Genomic DNA, 19920 nt, shown 5'->3' on the forward strand with positions numbered 1-19920 from the left:
CTCGGTGTACCCATGTCGAGGGCCGGCCGGATGGCGCCGATGGTGGTCAGGGCGCTGCGCTCGGCGCGGATCCAACCGATGCGCAGCCCGCCCCAGCATGACTTCGACATCGAGCCGACGGTCAGCACCAGATCGCGCCTGCTGGTCATCGAGGCCGCGAAGGGCGGCGGCACCGTGTCGTCGAGCGACATGTCGGTGATCGTCTCGTCGATGATGGTGCGGGTGCGGGTTTCGGCGATGATCTGCGCGAGACGTGTTCTGCCTGCTGGCGGCAACGTCATGCCCGTCGGGTTGTGGTTGTCCGGGATCAGGTAGGCCAGGTTGGGCGACAGCTGGCGCACCGCGGCGTCGATGGCGTCGAGCTCCCAGCCGTCGCGCGTCATGGCGACCGGCACCGGCCGAATTCCCTTGGTGGCCATGGTCGCGAGGGCGCCGTGGTAGGTCGGCTGTTCGACGAGGACGCGGTCACCGGGCTCGGTGTAGGTCGACATGATCAGATTGATGGCATGGAGCGCACCCGTCGTCACCATGATCTCATCGGGTTCGGTGGGAAGGCCTCTTGCGCAATATCGTTCGGCAATGGCCTCGCGCAGGGGCGGGACGCCGAGAAGCTCGATCCCGATGTGCTGCAGGTAGGGGGTGACCTGCTCGGCCGCCTCGGTGAACGCCTGGGACACGGCGGCGGCGGGTGCGGCGAGGGTGGCGGCCGCAAGGTTGGCCGCCGCTGTTCCAGCGAATCGGGGTGCGGCGGTCGGTGCGGCGATGGGCAGGGCGGTGGTACTGCGCGCGCCCTGGCGGCCCCTCAGGTAGCCGTCGTCGCGCATCTGCGTGTATGCCGCGGTGACCGTGGTCCGAGACACCCGCAGGGCATCGGCGAGCGCCCGCTCACTCGGCAGCTGCGCACCGACCGGCAGGCGACCATCGACGATCAGCATGCGTAGACCGTCGGACAGCCCCTGGTATGCCGGTCCGCTGCCACTGGACGTGCGCCAGTTGCCCAGCTCACGCGCTAGAAGGTCCACATCGAGCCTGCGGCCCGCCAGTTCGACGCTCATTGAGGCCAGTTTGCCTCAACTGGATATTGATGGCAAGGCCAGTTGTCCACCATTATCGAGTCATGGCACAACACTGGACCTCACGGGTGACTCGAAAGGCGCGCGAAATGGGCCGCGTCTTCCGGACGAACGAACGGCAGTCCTACGTCGAGGACGCCGATGCCCGCCGGATGCGCAGCGAGCTCGACGCCATCCGCGCCCGGTTCCCGGACCACGCGTGACGCGCGCACTCGGGCGCGGCTGTGCCCGTGGCGCGGCGCTCCTCGGCGGCCTGATGGGTTACGGCTTCTCGATGGCCGTGATGGTGCGGGCCGGACTCGGCCTCGATCCGTGGGACGTCTTCCATCAAGGGTTGGCCGGACGCACCGGCATGACGATCGGCATCGCGTCGGCCGTGGTCGGCGTCGCCGTGCTGCTGGCGTGGATCCCGCTGCGCAACCGGCCAGGGGTCGGCACCGTAGCCAACGTCATCGTCATCGCGGTCACCGTCGACGCCGCGCTGGCCGTCCTTCCCGAGCCGACTGGACTGCCCGTCCGCGTCGCGATGATGCTCGGCGCGGTGGTGCTCAACGCCTTCAGCACGGTGCTCTACATCGGCGCAGGCCTCGGACCAGGGCCGCGCGACGGCCTGATGACCGGCCTAGTGGCCCGAACGGGCCTGTCCGTGCGCTTGGTGCGCACGTCCATCGAGGCGATCGTGCTGACCGTCGGTTGGCTGCTCGGTGGCACCGTCGGGGTCGGCACGCTGGTCTATGCCTTCGGTATCGGCCCCCTGGTGCAGCTGGTCCTAAGGGTGACGCCCCGGCGGTGGCTCGCCGCAAGCGGTTGGGCCTTCACCGAACCCCGCCTGACTACGATGAGCGAGTGCCAGCCGACTCCAGCGATCCCGTCGACCGAGAAGATGCAGTCGACCCAGACCTGCTGATCGACTTCGCCAGGATCACGCTGCGGCGCGGCGGAAAGACCCTCGTCGGACCCGTCACCTGGGCGGTGGAGCTCGACGAACGGTGGGTGGTCATCGGCCCCAACGGCGCAGGCAAGACGTCACTGCTGCGCATCGCCGCCGCCATGGAACACCCGTCGACCGGCACCGCGTACGTGCTCGGTGAGCGGCTGGGCAAGACCGACATGTCGGAGCTCCGGTCGCGCGTCGGGCTGAGCAGTTCGGCACTGAGCCAGCGCATCCCCGACGACGAAGTGGTCCGCGACCTCGTCGTGTCGGCCGGCTACGCCGTGCTCGGCCGATGGCGGGAGAAGTACGAGGACGTCGACTACGAGCAGGCCGTCGAGATGCTGGAAAGCCTTGGCGCAGAACACCTCGCGGAGCGCACGTACGGCACGTTGTCGGAGGGGGAGCGCAAGCGGGTGCTGATCGCACGGTCGCTGATGACGGACCCCGAACTGCTGCTGCTCGACGAACCAGCCGCCGGACTCGACCTCGGTGGCCGCGAAGAACTGGTGGCCCGGCTCGCCGATCTGGCCGCCGACCCCGACGCCCCCGCCACGGTGTTGGTGACGCACCACGTCGAGGAGATCCCGCAGGGCTTCAGCCACTGCCTGCTGCTTTCCGAAGGACACGTCGTCGCGGCAGGGCTGCTGACCGACGTCCTCACCTCGGAGAATCTGTCGAAGGCGTTCGGCCAATCGATCGCCCTGGAGTTCATCGACGGGCGCTACTTCGCCCGTCGAACCCGGAGTCGCGCGGCGCACAGGAGGTCCAGATGACCGAGGCAGATCCGTTGGTGCCGAGGCCCGCCGCCACGGTCATGCTGCTGCGCCAGAAGAGCGACATCGAGGTGTTCCTCATGCGTCGCCACTCGCAGATGGACTTCGTTGCAGGCGTGATGGTGTTCCCCGGCGGTGGCGTCGACCAGCGCGACCGCGGCGCGGACATCGCCTGGTACGGCCCAGGCAAGGAGTGGTGGGCCGGTCGGCTCAACGTCGAGGTGGACCTCGCCGAGGCGTTGGTGTGCGCCGCCGCCCGTGAGACGTTCGAGGAGTCCGGCGTGCTGTTCGCCGGCGCCGCCGACGACACCGACGTGCTCGTCGACGATGCATCGGTGTACCGCGAGCAGCGGGCGGCACTGGCCGCCAACTCCCTGTCGTTCGCCGACTTCCTGCGCACGGAGAACCTGGTGCTGCGCGCGGACCTGCTTCGACCCTGGGCGAACTGGATCACGCCCAAGGAGGAACGAACCCGCCGCTACGACACTTACTTCTTCGTCGGGGCGCTACCCGAGGGACAACGCGCCGACGGCGACAACACCGAGTCCGATCGCGCGTTCTGGACGACTCCGCGAGCTGCGCTGACGGAGTTCGAGGAGGGCAAGTCGTTCCTGCTCCCGCCCACCTGGACCCAGCTGGACTCGGTCGACGGGCGCACCGTCGCCGAGGTGCTGGCCACCGAACGACGGATCGTGCCGATGGAGCCGAGACTGAGCGCGGACAAGGGCACCGGCGACTGGGACATCGAGTTCTTCGACGGGGCCAGGTACAACGCCGCCCGCAACAAGCGCTCGCCAGACGGCTACGAGAAGAAGTGAACGAGTTCGTCACTGCCCACGTCAAGGACGGCGTCGGCACGCTGCTGCTGTCCAGGCCGCCGACGAACACCCTGACCCGGCAGGTGTACCGGGAGATCACCACGACCGCCGCCGAACTCGGCACGCGCACAGATGCGGCCGCCATCATCGTCTTCGGTGGGCACGAAATCTTCTCCGCGGGGGGCGACGTTCCTGAGGCGCGGACCCTCGACGCCGACGCCGCGGCCGTCGCCGCTGAGGTGGCCCGGTGCGCGGTCGCCGCCGTCGCCGCCATTCCCAAGCCGACGATCGCCGCCGTCACCGGCTACGCGCTGGGCAGCGGGCTGACCCTGGCGCTGGCCGCGGACTGGCGCATCAGCGGTGACAACGTCAAGTGGGGCGCGACGCAGATCGGAGAGGGGCTGACCCCGACCGAGGACGAGGCGGAGCGACTGGCCCGTGCGATCGGCGACAGCAAGGCCAAGGACCTGATGTTCAGCGGACGCTTCGCCCACGCCACGGAGGCGCTCGAGTTGGGTCTGGTCGACGAGCTGGTGGCCCCTGACCACGTATACGACTCCGCGGTGGCGTGGGCGCAGCGGTTCATCGACGTGCCGGCACAGGCGCTGGCCGCAGCCAAGGCCGCGTTCGGAAGCTAGCTTCGACCCCTGCGGGCGGGGCCGTTAGGCTGCCCTTCATGACGAGTACCGATCGCGAGTCCGATGTCGCCGGGGCGGCTCCGGTGCCCAACCCCCACGCGACGGCCGAAGAAGTCGAGGCGGCGCGCCACGACACCAAGCTGGCGCAGGTGCTGTACCACGACTGGGAAGCCGAGACCTACGACGACAAGTGGTCCATCTCCTATGACCAGCGCTGCATCGACTACGCCAGGGGCCGCTTCGACGCGATCGTCCCCGACGAGATTCAACGCGAGCTGCCCTACGATCGCGCGCTCGAGCTGGGCTGCGGTACCGGATTCTTCCTACTGAACCTCGTCCAGTCGGGGGTGGCCCGCCGCGGCTCGGTCACCGATCTCTCGCCGGGCATGGTCAAGGTGGCCGTCCGCAACGGCCAGGGCCTCGGGTTGGACATCGATGGCAAGGTCGCCGACGCCGAGGGCATTCCGTACGACGACGACACCTTCGATCTGGTCGTCGGCCACGCCGTGCTGCACCACATCCCCGACGTCGAACTCTCGCTGCGTGAGGTCGTTCGCGTGCTCAAGCCGGGCGGCCGTTTCGTCTTCGCGGGCGAGCCCACCACGAAGGGCAACGTCTATGCGCGCCACCTGTCGAACCTGACCTGGCAAGTGGCCACCAGGGTCACCAAGCTGCCTGGCCTCGACGGCTGGCGCCGTCCGCAGGAGGAGCTCGACGAGTCCTCGCGCGCGGCGGCGCTGGAGGCGATCGTCGATCTGCACACCTTCGAGCCGAGCGACCTGGCACGGATGGCCACCAACGCAGGTGCGGTCGACGTCCACACCGCCAGCGAGGAGTTCACCGCGGCGATGATCGGCTGGCCGATCCGGACCTTCGAGGCATCGGTGCCGCCCGGTCGATTGGGCTGGGGCTGGGCGAGATTCGCGTTCAAGAGCTGGACGTCGCTGAGCTGGGTCGACGCCAACGTGTGGCGACACGTCGTGCCGAAGGGCTGGTTCTACAACGTGATGGTCACCGGGGTCAAGCCGTCGTAAGGGGTGGTTTGCGCTTCACCGTCGACGACGTTGCGTACCTCAGCAGCGACGAGGCCGGCCACGCGCTGGCCGAGGTCGACACCCTCGCGCTGACCGATGGCAGCCGCATCTCGGACATCGCCGCCGCGCGGGCGCGCTTCGGCGAGCGCGCCGCCGTGCTCGTCGAGACGACGTTGCTGAGGCGAAGGGCTGCGGTCAAGTTTCCCGACGCCGCGGCGTGGCTGTTCACCGGCGAGGCACTGGAGCAGGCCACCGCCGCCCCAGTGGCCGCACACCGCGCCGACCGGCTGACGGGCCTGGCCGTTCACGACGTGACCTGTTCCGTCGGAACCGAACTCGCCGCGCTGCGCAATACTGCCAGTCGACTGGTCGGCAGCGACGTCGACGAAGTGCGTCTCGCGATGGCCAGGCACAACGTGGCAGACGTGCTGCTGTGCCGTGCCGACGCGTTGGCGCCCGTGACGCGCGGCACCACGGTGATCGCCGATCCGGCCCGACGCAGCGCGGGCCGCCGCACGTTTCACCCACGCGACTACACACCCGCGCTCGATGACCTGTTGGCGGCCTACGCCGACCGTGATCTGGTCGTGAAGTGTGCTCCCGGAATCGATTTCGACCAGGTTCGACAACTCGGCTTCGACGGCGAGATCGAGGTGACGTCCTCCGGTGGCGGAGTCCGCGAGGCGTGCCTGTGGTCGCCAGGGTTGGCCTCGCGTGACGTGACCCGGCGGGCCACGATCCTCGACCGCGCCGAGGAGATCACCGATGCCGAGCCAGACGACTGTCCCGTCGCGCCTGCCGGTCGCTGGATCGTCGACCCCGATGGTGCCGTGGTCCGGGCGGGCCTGGTGCGGCACTACGGCGCGCGGCACGGGCTGTGGCAGCTGGACCCGGCGATCGCCTACCTGTCGGGCGACGAATTACCGTCCGGGGTAAGGGGTTTCGAGGTGATCGCCGAACTCGGATTCAGTGAGCGCGCGTTGCGCCAAGAACTTGCCGCCCGCGACGTCGGCGCCTGTGAGATCCTCGTCCGCGGAGTCTCCGTGGATCCCGACGTGCTGCGCCCGCGCCTGCGACTGCGCGGCTCGCAGCGGCTTTCCGTGGTGATCACCCGAATCGGTGCCGGAGGTGCGAGTCGGGCGGTGGCGTACGTTTGCCGACCGTCCCGATGAGCCCGCGGTAATGTGGCGGCGGCGGCGCCAGTGCCGCGCAGGCGTTGGAGGTTTCGGATAGATGCGTAAATCCACGCTGGCCGTAGCCGTCTCGGCGGCCGCGGTGTTGAGCTGGTCGGGCGTCGGGACGGCCTCCGCGGCACCGGAGAAGTGCGCCGATCTCAGCGGTGTGGTCGACGCCAGTCAGATCTGCCAGATCTCCGCCACCGACCCCGGGTACACGATGAACATCAGTTACCCGGTCGGTTACCCCGACGTGACGGCCGTCTTCGACTACGTCAAGGAGACCCGCGACGGCTTCCTCAGCGTCGCGAAGACGCCCGATTCCCGGACCATGCCGTACGAGCTGGAGACCACCGAGACCGAATTCAATTCGGCGGCCCCGCCCCGCGGCACCCAGAGCGTCGTCTTCAAGACCTACCAGGGCGTCGGCGGGGCCCATCCCACGACCTTCTACAAGTCCTTCAACTGGGATCAGGGTTTGAGAAGGCCCATCACGATCGACAACCTCTTCCGGGAGGGCGCCGCGCCGTTCCCGATCATCCTGCCGTTGGTGCAGGCGGAGGTGGACAAGCAACTGGGCCAGCCGGTGGCCATCGCATCGGAGGTCGGCCTCGACCCGACGAAGTACCAGAACTTCGCCATCACCAACGACACCCTGATCTTCTTCTTCAGCCAGGGCGACATCCTGCCCGAGGCCGCCGGGGCGCTTCAGGTCGCGATACCCCGCGGGCCCGTCGACGCCATGATCACCTGACGGGATCAGGCAGGGGCGAACCCGAAGACCCGCCCGTCGCTGGTGGCGGCCACCACGCGGCGATCGTGGCCGACCGAGACGCCGACCGGATACCCCGTGGCGCCGGGTAGCGGATAGCTGTTGAGCGTGTGCCCATCGGCGGGGTCGAACACCAGCAGTGTCATGCCGTCGCCTGCGCGCGCCACGGTGTAGGCGACGGACTTCCCTGCGAGGCTGGAGGTCGACAACGGCTCGACGTCGTCGCGGGTCCACGCCACCTCCCCGCGGTCGCCACCGTCCTTGATCGCGGTCAGCTTGGCCTCGGGTCCACCGCCGGACACGATCAACCCGTCCGGGGTGATCGACGGGGGAGTCTGCGGCTGGAAGTTCAGCGGAACCGACCACTTTGGCTTGCCGTCCGCGGTGTTCAGCGCCCACAGGTGCCCGTCGCGGCCGGTCAGATAGACGGTGTTGCCGTCGGCGGACAGCACGGGGCTGCCGAGCGGACCGCCGCCGACCGCCGCGCTGGTCCAATCCCTGGAGAGCAGGGGAGTCTGGCCGGGCCGGTAGCGCAGTCCGACGACCTCGGGTGCGTCGGCGTCCGGCTTCCACAGCGTCGTCACCACGATTCCCGTCGCAGGCGAGAACGCCGGGGCGGCTGCGACCGGACACCGTGACCTGCCCTGCTGGCAGTCGGCGAGGCCGCGTTGCGAGTCGGTTGGGTCGACGCCCTCCACCAGGTCCAGTGCAGTCCCGACGACGTTGCCGCGGTGCGCGTCGTAGACCAGAACCTGGCCGAGGTGCGTCACCACCAAGAGCTCACCGGCCGACAGCAGGCGTGGCGTCAGCGGCAGACCGATCACCGGGTTGCGCCAGCGGATCCACTGCGTGGGAGGGAACGACATGATCGCGCCAGGCTGCCCGACGTACACGTTGTCGAAGCCGTCGAACAGCGGGCTCGATATTCCGCCGCCCTGCCACAGCCTGCTGCACCAGCGCTGGCGTGCCCTGTTGTCGTTCTCCCACACCATCAGCGAACAGCCGTCCGCGGTCTGGGCATTGACGGCGAGATAGTCGCCTGAGCCCAGCGCGACCTGCGATTCGACCTGGCCCTTGACCGAGCGAATCCAGTCCAGCCGCAGGTTGCCCGCGCCGTCGACCGGCGCGTAGCTGCTGTTGCCCGCATCGGCGTACTGGGCAGACCAGCCGTTCGCGGCATGGGCGTCCACCCAGGTGTCGGTGTTGCCGCACGCGGTCGTGATCGACGTCGTGAGCACCGCGACCGCCACGGCTGCCACGCGGCGCACGGTCATTCCTGGAGCAGGCATCGAGTCCCGAGACTATCGCTAGTAGCGGAGGGCAGGAGCGCAGCGACCCGGGAATGTCAGCGGAGGGCAGGAGCGCAGCGACCCGGGAATGTCATCGGTAAGCGACCCGGCGTCGACGCGTAAGCGCTCAAGTAGGCTCATCCGCCATGACCACGATGTGGGGCGCTCCGATTCACAAGCGCTGGCGGGGCTCCAGACTGCGTGACCCGCGGCAGGCCAGATTCCTCACGATGGCGTCGCTTCGCTGGGTGATCGCGAACAAGGCGTACTCGCCCTGGTATCTGGTGCGGTACTTCCGGCTGCTGAAGTTCAAGCTGGCCAATCCACACATCATCACCCGGGGCATGGTCTTCCTCGGCAGGGACGTGGAGATCCAGGCGACACCGGAGCTCTCCACGATGGAGATCGGCCGCTGGGTCCACATCGGCGACAAGAACACCATCCGCTGCCACGAGGGGTCGCTGCGCATCGGCGACAAGGTCGTCCTCGGCCGTGACAACGTCATCAACACCTACCTCGACATCGAGTTGGGTGACTCGGTGCTGATGGCGGACTGGTGCTACGTCTGCGACTTCGACCACCGGATGGACAGCATCGAGCTGCCGATCAAGGACCAGGGAATCGTCAAGGGCCCGGTGCGGATCGGGCCCGACACCTGGATTGCGACCAAGGTGACGGTGCTGCGCGGGACGTCGGTCGGCCGCGGTTGCGTGCTTGGCGCGCACGCCGTGGTCAAGGGACAGATCCCGGACTACTCGATCGCCGTCGGCTCGCCCGCGAAAGTCGTCAAGAACCGCAAGCTGGCGTGGGAGACGTCGGCCGCCGAGCGTGCCGAACTGGCCGCTGCACTCGCCGACATCGAGCGCAAGAAGGCGTCCCACTGACGACGGATCACCCCGTCCACTCCACGCCGAAGCATTCGGCCAGCGCGGTCTGACCGCGGTCGGTCACGGTCACGGCCCGGCCGCGGGGCGCCCGCTTCACCCAGCCCGCGGAGAGGAAGCGATCGAGCACAGCGCGGCCGAGTGCACCCGATAGATGGTGACTCTGCTCGGTCCAGTCGATGCAGTAGCGAATGAGTGGCCTTGAGCCAGTGGGCAATTCGACGCCGACGTCGGCGAGGTAGGCACACCCCGCCGCCGTCAGTCGGTAATCGACGTCGTGGCCGTGGCTGCTCAGGGTGTCGTGGCGGTGACGGTGCGGGTCGTACCGGCCGTCGCCACCGACCAGGACGTCGCGGTCGAGCAGGCTGCCCATCAGTGCCACCCCCAGCTTGCCCGCGAAGTGGTCGTAGCAGGTGCGCGCCGACCTCAGCCGGGCGGCGCTGGTGCCCTCGCGCAGTGACCGGACGGGTCGTGAAGGAGCCAACCGGCCGAGTCGCTCGAGCAGCTCGGCGACTTCGGTCCCGGCCAGGCGGTAGTAGCGGTGGCGGCCCTGACTCTGCACGGTCAACAGGCCCGCCTCGGTGAGCTTGCCGAGGTGGCTGCTGGCAGTGGACCGGCTCACCCCCGCCTCGTCGGCGAGCACGCTGGCCGGCAGCGCACGGCCGTCGTCGAGCGCCAGCAGAACCTTGCATCTGGCCGGGTCCGCCAGCAGCGAGGCCAGGGCGGCGATGTCGGCATCACCGGTCGCGGGCAGGTCGGCGGGTTCACGCATGACAGTCCTCCTTCAACGCCTCGGCGTCGGCGCGCCGCGTGGTCCTGGCGAACCACAGCACCAGCGCCGCGCCGACGAACTCGACGAGGCCACCGGTCAGTACGGCCGCGCGGACACCGTCGCCGAACGTGGCACCGTGATCGGCATTGCCGCCAACCAACGCCAGCACGCTGCCCAACACCGCGATACCCACAGTGACACCGATCAACCGGGCGAGGTTCACCACCCCCGAGGCAAGCCCCGCACGGTCGGACGACACCGCCGACATCGCCAAGCCGACTGCCGGACCGGTGTTGAACGCCAGTCCCGCACCCGCGAGGACGAACGCCGTCTGCAGCAGCATCAGGTCGGCGTCGGGGCCGACACCCGCGTACAGGACCATGCCCGCACCCATGCCGACCAGGCCGATGGTCATCGGCAGCAGAGGCCCGGTTCGTCGCGCGATCACGTTCACGACGGGGATCAGCAGCAGGTACGTCAGCGGCATCGGTAGGAACGCAACGGCGGTCGCCAACGCGCTGGCACCGCGTTGCTGTTGGAACGCAAGGCTATTCACGAACAGCATGCCGTAGGTGCCGAAGGTCATCGCGAAGGTTGCCGCCAGCGCGACGGTCAGTTGACGGTTGCCGAAGAACTCCGGCGGCACCATGGGGTTCGGGACGCGGCGCTGCGACCACCCGAACGCCACGAAGGCCGCCACGGCCAGCGCCGCCCCGCCGACCGCCAACGCCGTCCCCAGCGTGCGGCCCTCGACGAGGACGAAGGTGAGGGTACCGAGGGCCACGACCGCCAACCCCTGGCCACGAAGGTCGGTCCGCGCGGGCTGCGGGCTGCGGGATTCGGGGAGGTAGCGCAGCGACATCGCCAACGCGAGCAGGCACACCGGTCCGTTGAGCCAGAAGATGTATCGCCAACCCGCGGTGTCGGTGAGGACGCCGCCAATCACCGGTCCGAGGGCTGCGCTCGACGCGGCGGTGGCCGCCCACGCCGCGGTGGCCCGCGCCCGCCCCTTCGCGCCGGGAAAGGCGGCCGACGCGATGGCCAGCCCCTGCGGCAGCATCACCGCGGCCGCGACGCCCTGGGCCGCCCTCGCGGCGAGCAGCACCCCGAGGCTGGGGGCCAGCGCACACGCGATCGACGTGCCGGCGAACGCGACCAGCCCGATGCGAAGCATCCGCCGCCGACCGATGCGGTCGCCGAGCGAGCCCGCGGTCAACAACACGGCGGCGAAGGTGACGTTGTATGCGTCCGTGGTCCACTGCACGCCGGACACTCCGCCGCCGAGGTCGGCGCGGATGGCGGGCAGAGCGAGGTTGACGGCGTTGGTGTCGATGAGCCCGGCGAAGAGCCCCAGATAAGCGGCCAGCAACGTCAGGACTGGCGAGCGGGCGGTGGTACGGGTAGCCATGTCCGAAGGCTAGGTCCGGAATGATTCGACGCCGATCGAACCGATGTCAGGTGACGTCGCGCGCCAGTAGGTCGTCCCAGGTGTCGCGGCGCACCACCAGCCGTGCCGTCCCGCCGTCGGCGAACACCACCGGGATGCGGCGGGCGCCGTTGTACTGATTGGCCATCGTGTAGCAGTACGCGCCGGTCACGGGCACCGCCACTAGGTCGTCGACCTTCGGGTCCCGCAGTGGGACACCGTCGATCAGTTGGTCGCCGGACTCACAGTGCCTGCCGACCAGATTGACCGGTGCGCCGCCGCCGACCCGGCTCACGATGGTGGCCTCGAAGCGCTGCCCGTAGAGCGACACCTCGAGGTTGTCACCCATGCCGCCGTCGACCGCGACGTGGGTGAGCTCGCCGTGCTTGACCGTCGTCACGCGGTAGACCGTGCAGGCCGCCGTGGCCACCATGCTGCGCCCGGGCTCGACGATGATCCGGCTGTTCTTCGGTAGCAGGGCCTCGGCCGCTGCTGCCATGGCTTCGGCGTAGGCGGCGACGGAGGGCGGTTGCTCGTCGTAGGTGTAGCGGACGCCGAGGCCGCCGCCGAGGTCGTAGACGTCGAACGTGCCGAGCGTCGCGAGCGGAGCGACGGCCGCCGCCAGCTGCTCGACGTTGAGGAGCTGTGATCCGACGTGGGTGTGGAGGCCGTCGCAGCGCAACTTGCCGCTGCGTCCGATGCGGGTGATCGCGCGGCGGGCATCGTCGGGCATCAGGCCGAACTTGGAGCCGGCATGGCCGGTGGCGACCGCGGCATGGGTCGCGGCCTCGACTCCGGGGATCACCCGGACCAGGCACGGTTGGGTGTGCCCCGGTGCCACGATGCGTTCCAACCGGTCGATGTCGTCGACGTTGTCGACGACGACCAGCCCGACACCGCATCGCACCGCGAGCTCGAGTTCCTCGTCGTTCTTGGCGTTGCCGTGCAGGACCAGCCGCGCCGGGTCAGCCCCCGCGGCCAGCGCGGTGATGATCTCGCCGCCTCCCGCCACGTCGAGGTGCAGCCCCTCCTCGGTCATGAGTCGCTGAATGGCGGTGCAGGGGAAGGACTTCGATGCGAACGCGACGTCGGATCGGGGCCAACGACTGCGGAACTCGTGCAGGTACTCGCGGGCCCGCCTGCGCAGAGCGCCCTCGTCGACCACCATCGTCGGGGTGCCGAACTCGGCGGCCAGGTCATCGAGGCGGCAACCGCCGACCAGAAGCGTGCCGTCACCGTCGAGGTGAGTTCCCTGCGGAAACAGGTCGAGTACGTCCGGGCCGCTCACCGGTGACACCTTAGCCCCGGTCGGGTAGAGCGTGCTCGACGATGACCGCCCTTCGGTGTGGCTCTCGCTCACGGCGTTTCGCGGCAAGGTAGACCTGCGCAGTCTCGGCGGCGACGGTGTGCCAGTCGAACGCCGAGTCAAGGCGTTGGCGGGCCGCCACGGCGCGGCGCTGGGCGGCCGCCGGATCGTCGAGCACGGCCCGCACGGCGCCGGCCAGCGCGGCCACGTCGCGGGGCGCGAACGACATCCCGGTCTCGCCGTCGATGACCGCTTCGCCGAGACCGCCGACGTTGGACGTCACCAGCGGTGCGCCCGTCGCGGCCGCCTCGAGCGCAACGATGCCGAACGGCTCGTAGTGACTGGGCAGCACCGCGGCGTCGCAGTCGTGCAGCAGTGCCACCAACTGCTCGTGGTCGACGCGGCCGATGAAGTCGATTGCCTTGAGCACCTTGTACTTACGCGCCTGTTCGAGCAGGAAGTCCAGCTGCGTGCCGTCGCCGGCGACGGCCAGGGTGGTGCCGGGGTGGGAGCGCCGGATGCGCGGTAGTGCGGCGATCGCGTCGTGCACCCCCTTCTCGTACTCGAGCCGCCCCAGGTACAGCAGCCGCGCAGGTCCCCGCCTGTCCTGGCGGCGGGCGAATGGCCAAAGGCCCGAGTCGATCCCGTTGCGAATGACCCGTGACTCCGCGAGTCCCGGGCCGAACAGTTCGGTGATCTCCTCGCCCATCGACGCCGAACACGTGATGAGGTAGTCGGATTCGCGCACCAGCCAGGCCTCCGCGGCGTGCACCTGGCGGCTGATTCGGCCGGATACCCAGCCCGAGTGCCGACCGGCCTCGGTGGCGTGGATCGTGGAGATCAACGGAACGTCGAAGTATTCGGCGAGGGCGATGGCGGGATGTGCGACCAGCCAGTCGTGAGCGTGGACGACGTCGGGCACCCACGGCTTGACGGTCCGCCGCTCCCGCGTCTTCAATGCCAGGCCCGCACGAATCATCGAGTGCCCCATGGCCAGCGTCCACGCCATCATGTCCGTGCCGAAGTCGAATTCGTGGGGGTCCTGCGCGGCGGCGACCACTCGGACGCCTTCGCTGACGACGTCGCTGGAGGGGTGGGTGCTCGGATCGGTGCCCGATGGCCGCCTACTCAGGACGACGACGTCGTGGCCGGCTTCGACCAGCGCGGTGGCCAGGTGGTGGACGTGGCGGCCAAGGCCGCCGATGACGACCGGCGGGTACTCCCAAGAGACGAGCAGGACCTTCATCTGCGCCCTCTGCTCTTCGCGCAAGCGCTCATCGCCGGAGCCGCCGCGCGTCGAGGGCGCCGAACAGTCCGTCGGCACGGTTCCAGTTGTCGGCCAACCGTTCTGCGTGCTCTCGTCGGCCGGCAGCCAGTGCGCCCGAGATCTCCCGGGTGGCATGGGCGTGGACATGAGCGCGATAACGGGCGTACTCGGCCGCGGTGTCCTTGCTGACCATGAACGGCCAATCACTCGACACGGTGAGCAACGCCTCGCGAAGTATCTGGTCGGCGACGGTGTCGCGGGGAGTGGGTGCACCCACCGATGCGTGCTGAGTCAGCGCCTTGTCAACGCACGCCAGCGCGGTGTCGACCACCTCGGTGTTCAAAGCCACCAGGTCCGACACCTGATCACCGGACCACACCTGCCAGTCCTTGCCCGAACCCCAAGAGCTGGGCGGCAATTCGACGGGGGCGCCGACGAAGCCGTCGGCGATCGCATCGGAGAGGGTGCCGACGCGCACCCCGGCTTCCGGCAGCGCACGCAGCACCCGTTCGAGCCAGACCGGACCCTCGTGCCACCAGTGGCCGAACAACTCGGTGTCGAACGCCGCCACGACGTGGGCGGGCCTGCCGATGCGTTCGGACTCCGACGTCAACCTCCGACGCACCGTGTCGACGAAGTCGGCGACGTGAACGTCGACGGCGTGATCGGCACGGTCCGGTTCGTACGGGGCCTTCTCCTCGGACGGCACGGCGCGTCCGGTGACCCGCGCCGGCTTGAGGCCGGTGAGGTGGTCGTAGGTGTGAAAGTCGCGGTAGGCGGCATGGCCCGGGTAGCCCGACTTCGGTGACCAGACCCGGTAGCTGACCTGCAGGTCGCGGCCGAAGGCGATGACGTCGGAGTCCCCGACGGGACGGCCCAGTGCGGTGTCGCCGTGCAGCGTCGGACCGTCGACCATGAAGTGCGTCACACCGGCGGCGGCGTACTCGCGCTCCAGTCCCGGCGCGTATGCGCACTCCGGCGCCCAGATGCCGGCGGGCACCGAGGCGAAGCGCTGACCCGCGTCAGCCAGGCCCTCGCGGAGCGCGAACTCGCGCAGTCGCGGGTGTAGCAACGGTTGGAACGGGTGTGCCAGCGGACCGCCGAGCAGTTCGATCGCCTCGGCGTCGATGAGCTCGCGAAGCAGCGGGCTGCCGCCGTGGCGCCACGCCGTCGCAAAGTCCTCGAGCGCCCGACCTGCCTCGTCGTACTCGCGAATACCGAACGCGCGCAAGGCTTCCGGGGCCGAGTACCCGGTGCCGTCGCCGCTGCGCCGGACGGCGGCCTCCTGCCCGCGCAGCTGCCAGTTCGCCAGCCAGTGGTGCATGCCGGTGAGGCAGTACGGATCGTCGAGTTGGGCGGTGACGACCGGCGTCATGCCGAGGGTGATCAGGTGGCTGCGGCCCTCTGCGGACAGTCTGCGCAGCAACCCGATCAGCGGCAGATACGCCGCCGCCCACGACTGGTAGAGCCATTCCTCGCCGACCGGCCAACGGCCGTGGTGTGCCAACCACGGGAGATGGGTGTGCAGGACCAGGGTGAAGAGGCCTGGAGCAGGGCTCGGCGGGCGGGAGCGTAGCGACTGGGGGATGTGAACGGTCACGGTCGCACCGCGATGGCCACCAGATCCAGACTGTCGTCGATATCGCGCTGGCTGGCATCGAGCAGATCGAAGTCCGACGTACGGACCGACGCGACGTCGGCCAGCAGGTCTGCCGACCATGGTGCGTTGGCAACGGCACGGACGATCTGCGCGTCGATGATCGAGCCGCCGTGCTTGGCGTCGAGCTCGACCAGGCCTGCGCCGTGGAACACCCCGAGCATGGCCTCGACCTGGAAGCCCGAGGCGGTGAGCAGCTCGGTGAGCTCCGCCGCATTCAGCTCTCGGGTGTGGAAGGGGTTGATCGGGGTATCGCGGCCCGGGGAGAACGTGATGCGGTTCGGCGTCGACATCAAAAGCACCCCCGCCGGCCGGAGCACGCGGGCGCACTCGTCGACGAACTGTCCCTGGTCCCACAGATGTTCGATGACCTGGAAGTTGACGACCACGTCGACGGCACCGTCAGCAAGAGGTAATTCGGCGAGATTTCCCTGGCGCATGTCCACGCGGGGGTAGCGGGCCCGCACGTGCGCGACCGCGGAGTCGTCGTAGTCCACCCCGATCACCCGGCGGGCGACGCTGGCGATCAGGTCGGCGCCGTAGCCCTCACCGGAACCGGCTTCGAGCACGTCGCGCCCCGCGCAACGTTCCATCAGCTGCTGGTAGACCACCTCGTGGCGGCGGAACCAGTAGTTCTCCTCGGCCAGTCCGGGGACGGTGCGTTCCCCGGTGAGAGGAAGGACGTCCGCGGGCGGCTCGGGGTGGGAAAATGTGCTCATTGCCAACGCAGGCTAACCCAGCAGTGGCGATTGTCACTCGTTCACGATCGGTTAAGACACCGATGGGGAGGGCAGAAGGTTAGACAACACCAGCTATGGTGTTCCTGCGTGCCAGCTCAAGTTACTGCCTAGTAACATTATGGCTGCTGCATGAATCGTGATATGGGCAGGCCGGCTTAGGCCTCATCGAGGAGGACGAACCACACTCATGACGAACATCGTGGTCCTGATCAAACAGGTTCCTGATTACGAGGACCGGCATCTCACCGAGGGTGCCTGGACGCTGGATCGGGCAGGCAGCGATCCGGTGCTGGACGAGATCAACGAGAAGGCCGTCGAGGTCGCGCTTCAGCTCAAGGAGAAGCACGCGGACGCCGACTACAAGGTGGTCGTGCTGACCGCCGGTCCTACCAGCGCGGAGACAGCGATCCGCCGCGCGCTGTCCATGGGCGCCGATTCGGCCTACCACCTGGTCGACGACGGCCTCGCAGGTTCCGACATCGTCCAGACGTCGTGGGCGCTCGCCCGGTCGCTCGGTCAGATCGAGGACATCGGCGTGGTCATCGCAGGCAACGAGACCAGCGACGGCGTCGGTGGCGCGGTTCCCGCGATCCTGGCCCAGTTCCTGGGTCTGCCGCAGTTGACGGCAATGCGCAGCATCGACATCGCCGACGGCAAGGTCACCGGTGAACGCGAGACCGACGACGGTGTCTTCGGACTCGAGGCGACCCTGCCCGCAATCGTCAGCATCAGCGAGAAGATCGTCGAGGATGCTCGGTTCCCGTCCTTCAAGGGCATCATGGCGGCCAAGAAGAATCCGGTCGAGAGTCTGACGCTGGCCGGGATCGGCGTCGAGAGCGACGAGGTCGGTGGCGCCAACGCCAGCTCGACCGTGGTTTCGGCCACTCCGAAGCCGCCGAAGTCGGCGGGCGAGAAGATCACCGACGAGGGCGAAGGCGGACAGCAGATCGCCGATTACCTCGTCGCTCAGAAATTGCTCTGAGCTTCCCAGAAATCACACTTTCCCACTTCTTTCGAGAGAGCGACAAAGAGGCAATGGCAGAAGTACTCGTGCTCGCTGAGCACGCTGAAGGCAATCTGAAGAGCGTCACCGCGGAGCTCATCACCGCGGCCCGCGCGTTGGGCGAGCCGTCCGCGGTGGTCATCGGGGCCCCCGGCACGGCTGAGAAGCTGACCGACGGGCTCAAGGCCGCAGGCGCGGCAAAGATCTACGTGGCCGAGTCCGACGTCGTCGAGCAGTACCTCGTCACCCCCAAGGTGGACGTGCTGAACGCGTTGGTCGAGTCGGCGTCCCCCGTGGCGCTGCTCGTCGTCGCCAGCGCGGAGGGCAGGGAGATCGCGGGCCGCGTCGCGGCAGAGACCGGCTCCGGTGTGCTGGTCGACGTGATCGGCGTCAAGGAGGGTCCCATCGGCATCCACTCGATCTTCGGTGGTGCGTACACCACCGAGGCGAAGGCCGACGGTGACGCCCCGGTCATGGCCGTGCGGCCCGGTGCCATCGAGGCCGAGCCGATTGCCGGCGCAGGCGAGATCGTCACCGTCGAGGTGCCTGCTCCCGCGGAGAACGCCACGAAGATCACGTCCCGTCACCCCGCTCAGAAGAGTGCTCGTCCGGAACTGACCGAGGCCAAGATCGTCGTCGCGGGTGGCCGTGGCGTCGGCAGCAAGGAGAACTTCAACGTCGTCGAGGAACTGGCCGACGCCTTCGGTGGCGCGGTCGGCGCGTCCCGTGCGGCCGTCGACTCCGGCTTCTACGAGGGTCAGTTCCAGGTCGGTCAGACGGGTAAGACCGTCTCTCCGCAGCTGTACATCGCCCTCGGCATCTCGGGTGCGATCCAGCACCGCGCGGGCATGCAGACGTCCAAGACGATCATCGCCGTGAACAAGGACGAGGAAGCGCCGATCTTCGAGATCGCCGACTACGGCATCGTGGGCGACCTGTTCAAGGTCACCCCGCAGCTGACCGAGGCGGTCAAGGCCCGCAAGGGCTGAGTTCCGCCCACCACGCGACTTCGGCGCGGTGATCCGCGATCAACGCGGATTACCGCGCCGAAGTCGTGTCGGGAGGGACGTAGGGTTGCGCCGTGGACCTGCTTCTCGGAATCGACATGGGCACCGGGAGCACGAAGGGTGTCCTCGTCGACACAGCCGGTGTCGTCGTCGCATCCGCGACGATTCCGCATTCGATGAGCCTGCCCCGCACCGGCTGGGCCGAGGTCGACGCCACCTCGACGTGGTGGCACGAGGTCTGCGAGATCAGCAACCGCCTGACGGGGGAGATACCGCCCGGGTCGAGGATCGCCGCCATGTGCGTCAGCGGCGTCGGCCCCTGCCTGGTGTTGTGCGATGACGATCTGACGCCGCTGCGGCCCGCGATCCTCTACGGCATCGACACCAGGGCGACGGCCGAAATCAAGCTGCTGACAGAGGAATTCGGGGCGGCCGCCATTCTCCAGCGGGCGGGCACGTTGCTGTCGAGTCAGGCCGTCGGACCCAAGCTGGAGTGGGTGAGGCGACACGAGCCATCGGTGTTCGAACGAGCCACCGGGTGGTACGGCTCGAACTCCTACATCGCCGCCAAGCTGACCGGCGAATACGTGCTGGATCACCACACCGCGAGCCAGTGCGACCCGCTGTACGCAACGAGCGAATTCGACTGGAACTTCGAGTGGGCGAAGCGGATCTGCGCGCACCTGCCGCTGCCGCGACTCGTCTGGCCCAGTGAGGTCGTCGGCACCGTGCACGCCGAGGCTGCCGCAGCCACCGGCATCCCTAGGGGCACACCGGTGGTCGCAGGCACGGTCGACGCCTACTCCGAGGCGTTCTCGGTGGGTGTCCGCAATCCCGGTGATCAGATGCTGATGTACGGCTCGACGATGTTCCTGGTCCAGATCATCGAGGAGTACCACAGCGATCCGGCGCTGTGGACGACGGCGGGCATCCATCGTGGATCGCTGGCGCTGGCCGCGGGCACCTCGACGGCAGGCAGCATGATCGGTTGGCTACAGACGATCACCGGTGGTGCACCGCTGGAGACGTTGACGGCCGAGGCGGCGGCGGTTCCCGCGGGTAGCGAAGGGCTGATCGCGCTGCCCTATCTGGCGGGGGAGCGGACGCCGGTGTTCGACCCCGACGCGCGGGGTCTCTTCGCCGGGCTGACGCTCCGCCACGGTCGCGGACACCTGTTCCGCGCCGCTTACGAGGGCATCGGTTTCGGCATCAGGCAGATCCTCGAGATGTTCGACGACGCGCACACCGGACGGCGGACGGTCGCGGTGGGAGGAGGGCTGCGCAGCCCCGTCTGGGCGCAGGCGGTCAGCGACATCACCGGACGTCCGCAACTGGTCCCCGAGCAAGCGATC

Annotated in this window: 20 protein-coding genes; 12 read left to right on the forward strand and 8 right to left on the reverse strand. The window is 68.7% G+C overall.

Annotation, left to right across the window (positions count from 1 at the left end; all coding sequences use genetic code 11):
• A partial coding sequence (locus QOD90_RS11755; RefSeq protein WP_526349808.1) for an aminotransferase-like domain-containing protein occupies positions 1-1055 on the reverse strand: 1055 nt, incomplete at its 3' end.
• 62 nt (positions 1056-1117) lie between these two features.
• Between QOD90_RS11755 and QOD90_RS11760 the strand changes: the two genes are divergently transcribed.
• The 8 genes from QOD90_RS11760 to QOD90_RS11795 all read left to right on the forward strand — a co-directional run bounded on the left by QOD90_RS11760 (position 1118) and on the right by QOD90_RS11795 (position 7199).
• Positions 1118-1276 (forward strand): hypothetical protein, encoded by a 159-nt coding sequence (locus QOD90_RS11760; protein ID WP_526349810.1) that lies wholly within the window; start codon positions 1118-1120, stop codon positions 1274-1276.
• A complete protein-coding gene (gene yczE, locus QOD90_RS11765) occupies positions 1273-1980 on the forward strand; it encodes a membrane protein YczE (RefSeq protein WP_526349812.1) in 708 nt (235 codons plus the stop codon). Before QOD90_RS11760 ends, yczE begins: the two co-directional genes overlap by 4 nt.
• Positions 1920-2780 carry an ABC transporter ATP-binding protein gene (locus tag QOD90_RS11770; protein ID WP_526349814.1) on the forward strand — a complete coding sequence of 287 codons (861 nt, stop codon included), beginning with the start codon at positions 1920-1922 and terminating at the stop codon, positions 2778-2780. The genes yczE and QOD90_RS11770 overlap by 61 nt, the downstream gene beginning before the upstream one ends.
• The gene (locus QOD90_RS11775) at positions 2777-3598 is read left to right on the forward strand and encodes an NUDIX hydrolase (protein WP_526349816.1); all 822 of its coding nucleotides are present in this window, start codon (positions 2777-2779) and stop codon (positions 3596-3598) included. Before QOD90_RS11770 ends, QOD90_RS11775 begins: the two co-directional genes overlap by 4 nt.
• The gene (locus QOD90_RS11780; RefSeq protein ID WP_526349818.1) at positions 3595-4236 is read left to right on the forward strand and encodes an enoyl-CoA hydratase; all 642 of its coding nucleotides are present in this window, start codon (positions 3595-3597) and stop codon (positions 4234-4236) included. Before QOD90_RS11775 ends, QOD90_RS11780 begins: the two co-directional genes overlap by 4 nt.
• Positions 4237-4274: 38 nt before the next feature.
• Positions 4275-5270 (forward strand): class I SAM-dependent methyltransferase, encoded by a 996-nt coding sequence (locus tag QOD90_RS11785; RefSeq protein ID WP_526349820.1) that lies wholly within the window; start codon positions 4275-4277, stop codon positions 5268-5270.
• An 8-nt stretch (positions 5271-5278) separates the two neighbouring features.
• Positions 5279-6442 (forward strand): THUMP-like domain-containing protein, encoded by a 1164-nt coding sequence (locus QOD90_RS11790; protein ID WP_526349822.1) that lies wholly within the window; start codon positions 5279-5281, stop codon positions 6440-6442.
• 61 nt (positions 6443-6503) lie between these two features.
• Positions 6504-7199 (forward strand): esterase, encoded by a 696-nt coding sequence (locus QOD90_RS11795; RefSeq protein ID WP_526349824.1) that lies wholly within the window; start codon positions 6504-6506, stop codon positions 7197-7199.
• A 5-nt stretch (positions 7200-7204) separates the two neighbouring features.
• Here QOD90_RS11795 and QOD90_RS11800 read toward each other — a convergent pair whose 3' ends face one another.
• Positions 7205-8506, reverse strand: a complete 1302-nt coding sequence (locus QOD90_RS11800; protein WP_526349826.1) for a BamB-related PQQ repeat family beta-propellar protein — start codon at positions 8504-8506, stop codon at positions 7205-7207.
• A gap of 146 nt (positions 8507-8652) precedes the next feature.
• Between QOD90_RS11800 and QOD90_RS11805 the strand changes: the two genes are divergently transcribed.
• Positions 8653-9390 (forward strand): acyltransferase, encoded by a 738-nt coding sequence (locus QOD90_RS11805; RefSeq protein WP_526349828.1) that lies wholly within the window; start codon positions 8653-8655, stop codon positions 9388-9390.
• 7 nt (positions 9391-9397) lie between these two features.
• Here the strand turns inward: QOD90_RS11805 and QOD90_RS11810 are convergent, their stop codons facing one another.
• Genes QOD90_RS11810 through QOD90_RS11835 form a run of 6 tightly spaced genes read right to left on the reverse strand, consistent with a single transcriptional unit; the run spans position 9398 to position 16537 of the window.
• Positions 9398-10162: an ArsR/SmtB family transcription factor gene (locus QOD90_RS11810; protein ID WP_526349830.1), complete on the reverse strand. Its 765-nt coding sequence runs from the start codon at positions 10160-10162 to the stop codon at positions 9398-9400.
• Complete coding sequence (locus QOD90_RS11815) at positions 10155-11570, reverse strand: MFS transporter (protein ID WP_526349832.1); 1416 nt, start codon at positions 11568-11570, stop codon at positions 10155-10157. Before QOD90_RS11815 ends, QOD90_RS11810 begins: the two co-directional genes overlap by 8 nt.
• Before the next feature lie 46 nt (positions 11571-11616).
• The gene (gene lysA / locus QOD90_RS11820) at positions 11617-12876 is read right to left on the reverse strand and encodes a diaminopimelate decarboxylase (RefSeq protein WP_526349834.1); all 1260 of its coding nucleotides are present in this window, start codon (positions 12874-12876) and stop codon (positions 11617-11619) included.
• 10 nt (positions 12877-12886) lie between these two features.
• Positions 12887-14140, reverse strand: a complete 1254-nt coding sequence (locus QOD90_RS11825) for a glycosyltransferase family 4 protein (RefSeq protein ID WP_526349844.1) — start codon at positions 14138-14140, stop codon at positions 12887-12889.
• Between the two features lie 28 nt (positions 14141-14168).
• On the reverse strand, positions 14169-15749 hold the full coding sequence (locus QOD90_RS11830; protein ID WP_526349846.1) for a 1,4-alpha-glucan branching protein domain-containing protein: 1581 nt from the start codon (positions 15747-15749) through the stop codon (positions 14169-14171).
• Positions 15750-15757: 8 nt separating this feature from the next.
• A complete protein-coding gene (locus QOD90_RS11835; RefSeq protein WP_526349836.1) occupies positions 15758-16537 on the reverse strand; it encodes a class I SAM-dependent methyltransferase in 780 nt (259 codons plus the stop codon).
• 208 nt (positions 16538-16745) lie between these two features.
• Here QOD90_RS11835 and QOD90_RS11840 point away from each other — a divergent pair, with 208 nt between their 5' ends.
• The 3 genes from QOD90_RS11840 to QOD90_RS11850 form a co-directional block, all read left to right on the forward strand.
• Positions 16746-17540, forward strand: a complete 795-nt coding sequence (locus QOD90_RS11840) for an electron transfer flavoprotein subunit beta/FixA family protein (protein ID WP_526349838.1) — start codon at positions 16746-16748, stop codon at positions 17538-17540.
• Positions 17541-17593: 53 nt separating this feature from the next.
• A complete protein-coding gene (locus tag QOD90_RS11845) occupies positions 17594-18550 on the forward strand; it encodes an electron transfer flavoprotein subunit alpha/FixB family protein (protein ID WP_526349840.1) in 957 nt (318 codons plus the stop codon).
• A gap of 92 nt (positions 18551-18642) precedes the next feature.
• Positions 18643-19920 (forward strand): FGGY-family carbohydrate kinase (locus QOD90_RS11850; protein WP_526349842.1); only part of this gene is annotated, 1278 nt, incomplete at its 3' end.

The sequence above is a fragment of the Mycobacterium sp. genome (assembly GCF_032161845.1).
GTDB lineage: Bacteria > Actinomycetota > Actinomycetes > Mycobacteriales > Mycobacteriaceae > Mycobacterium.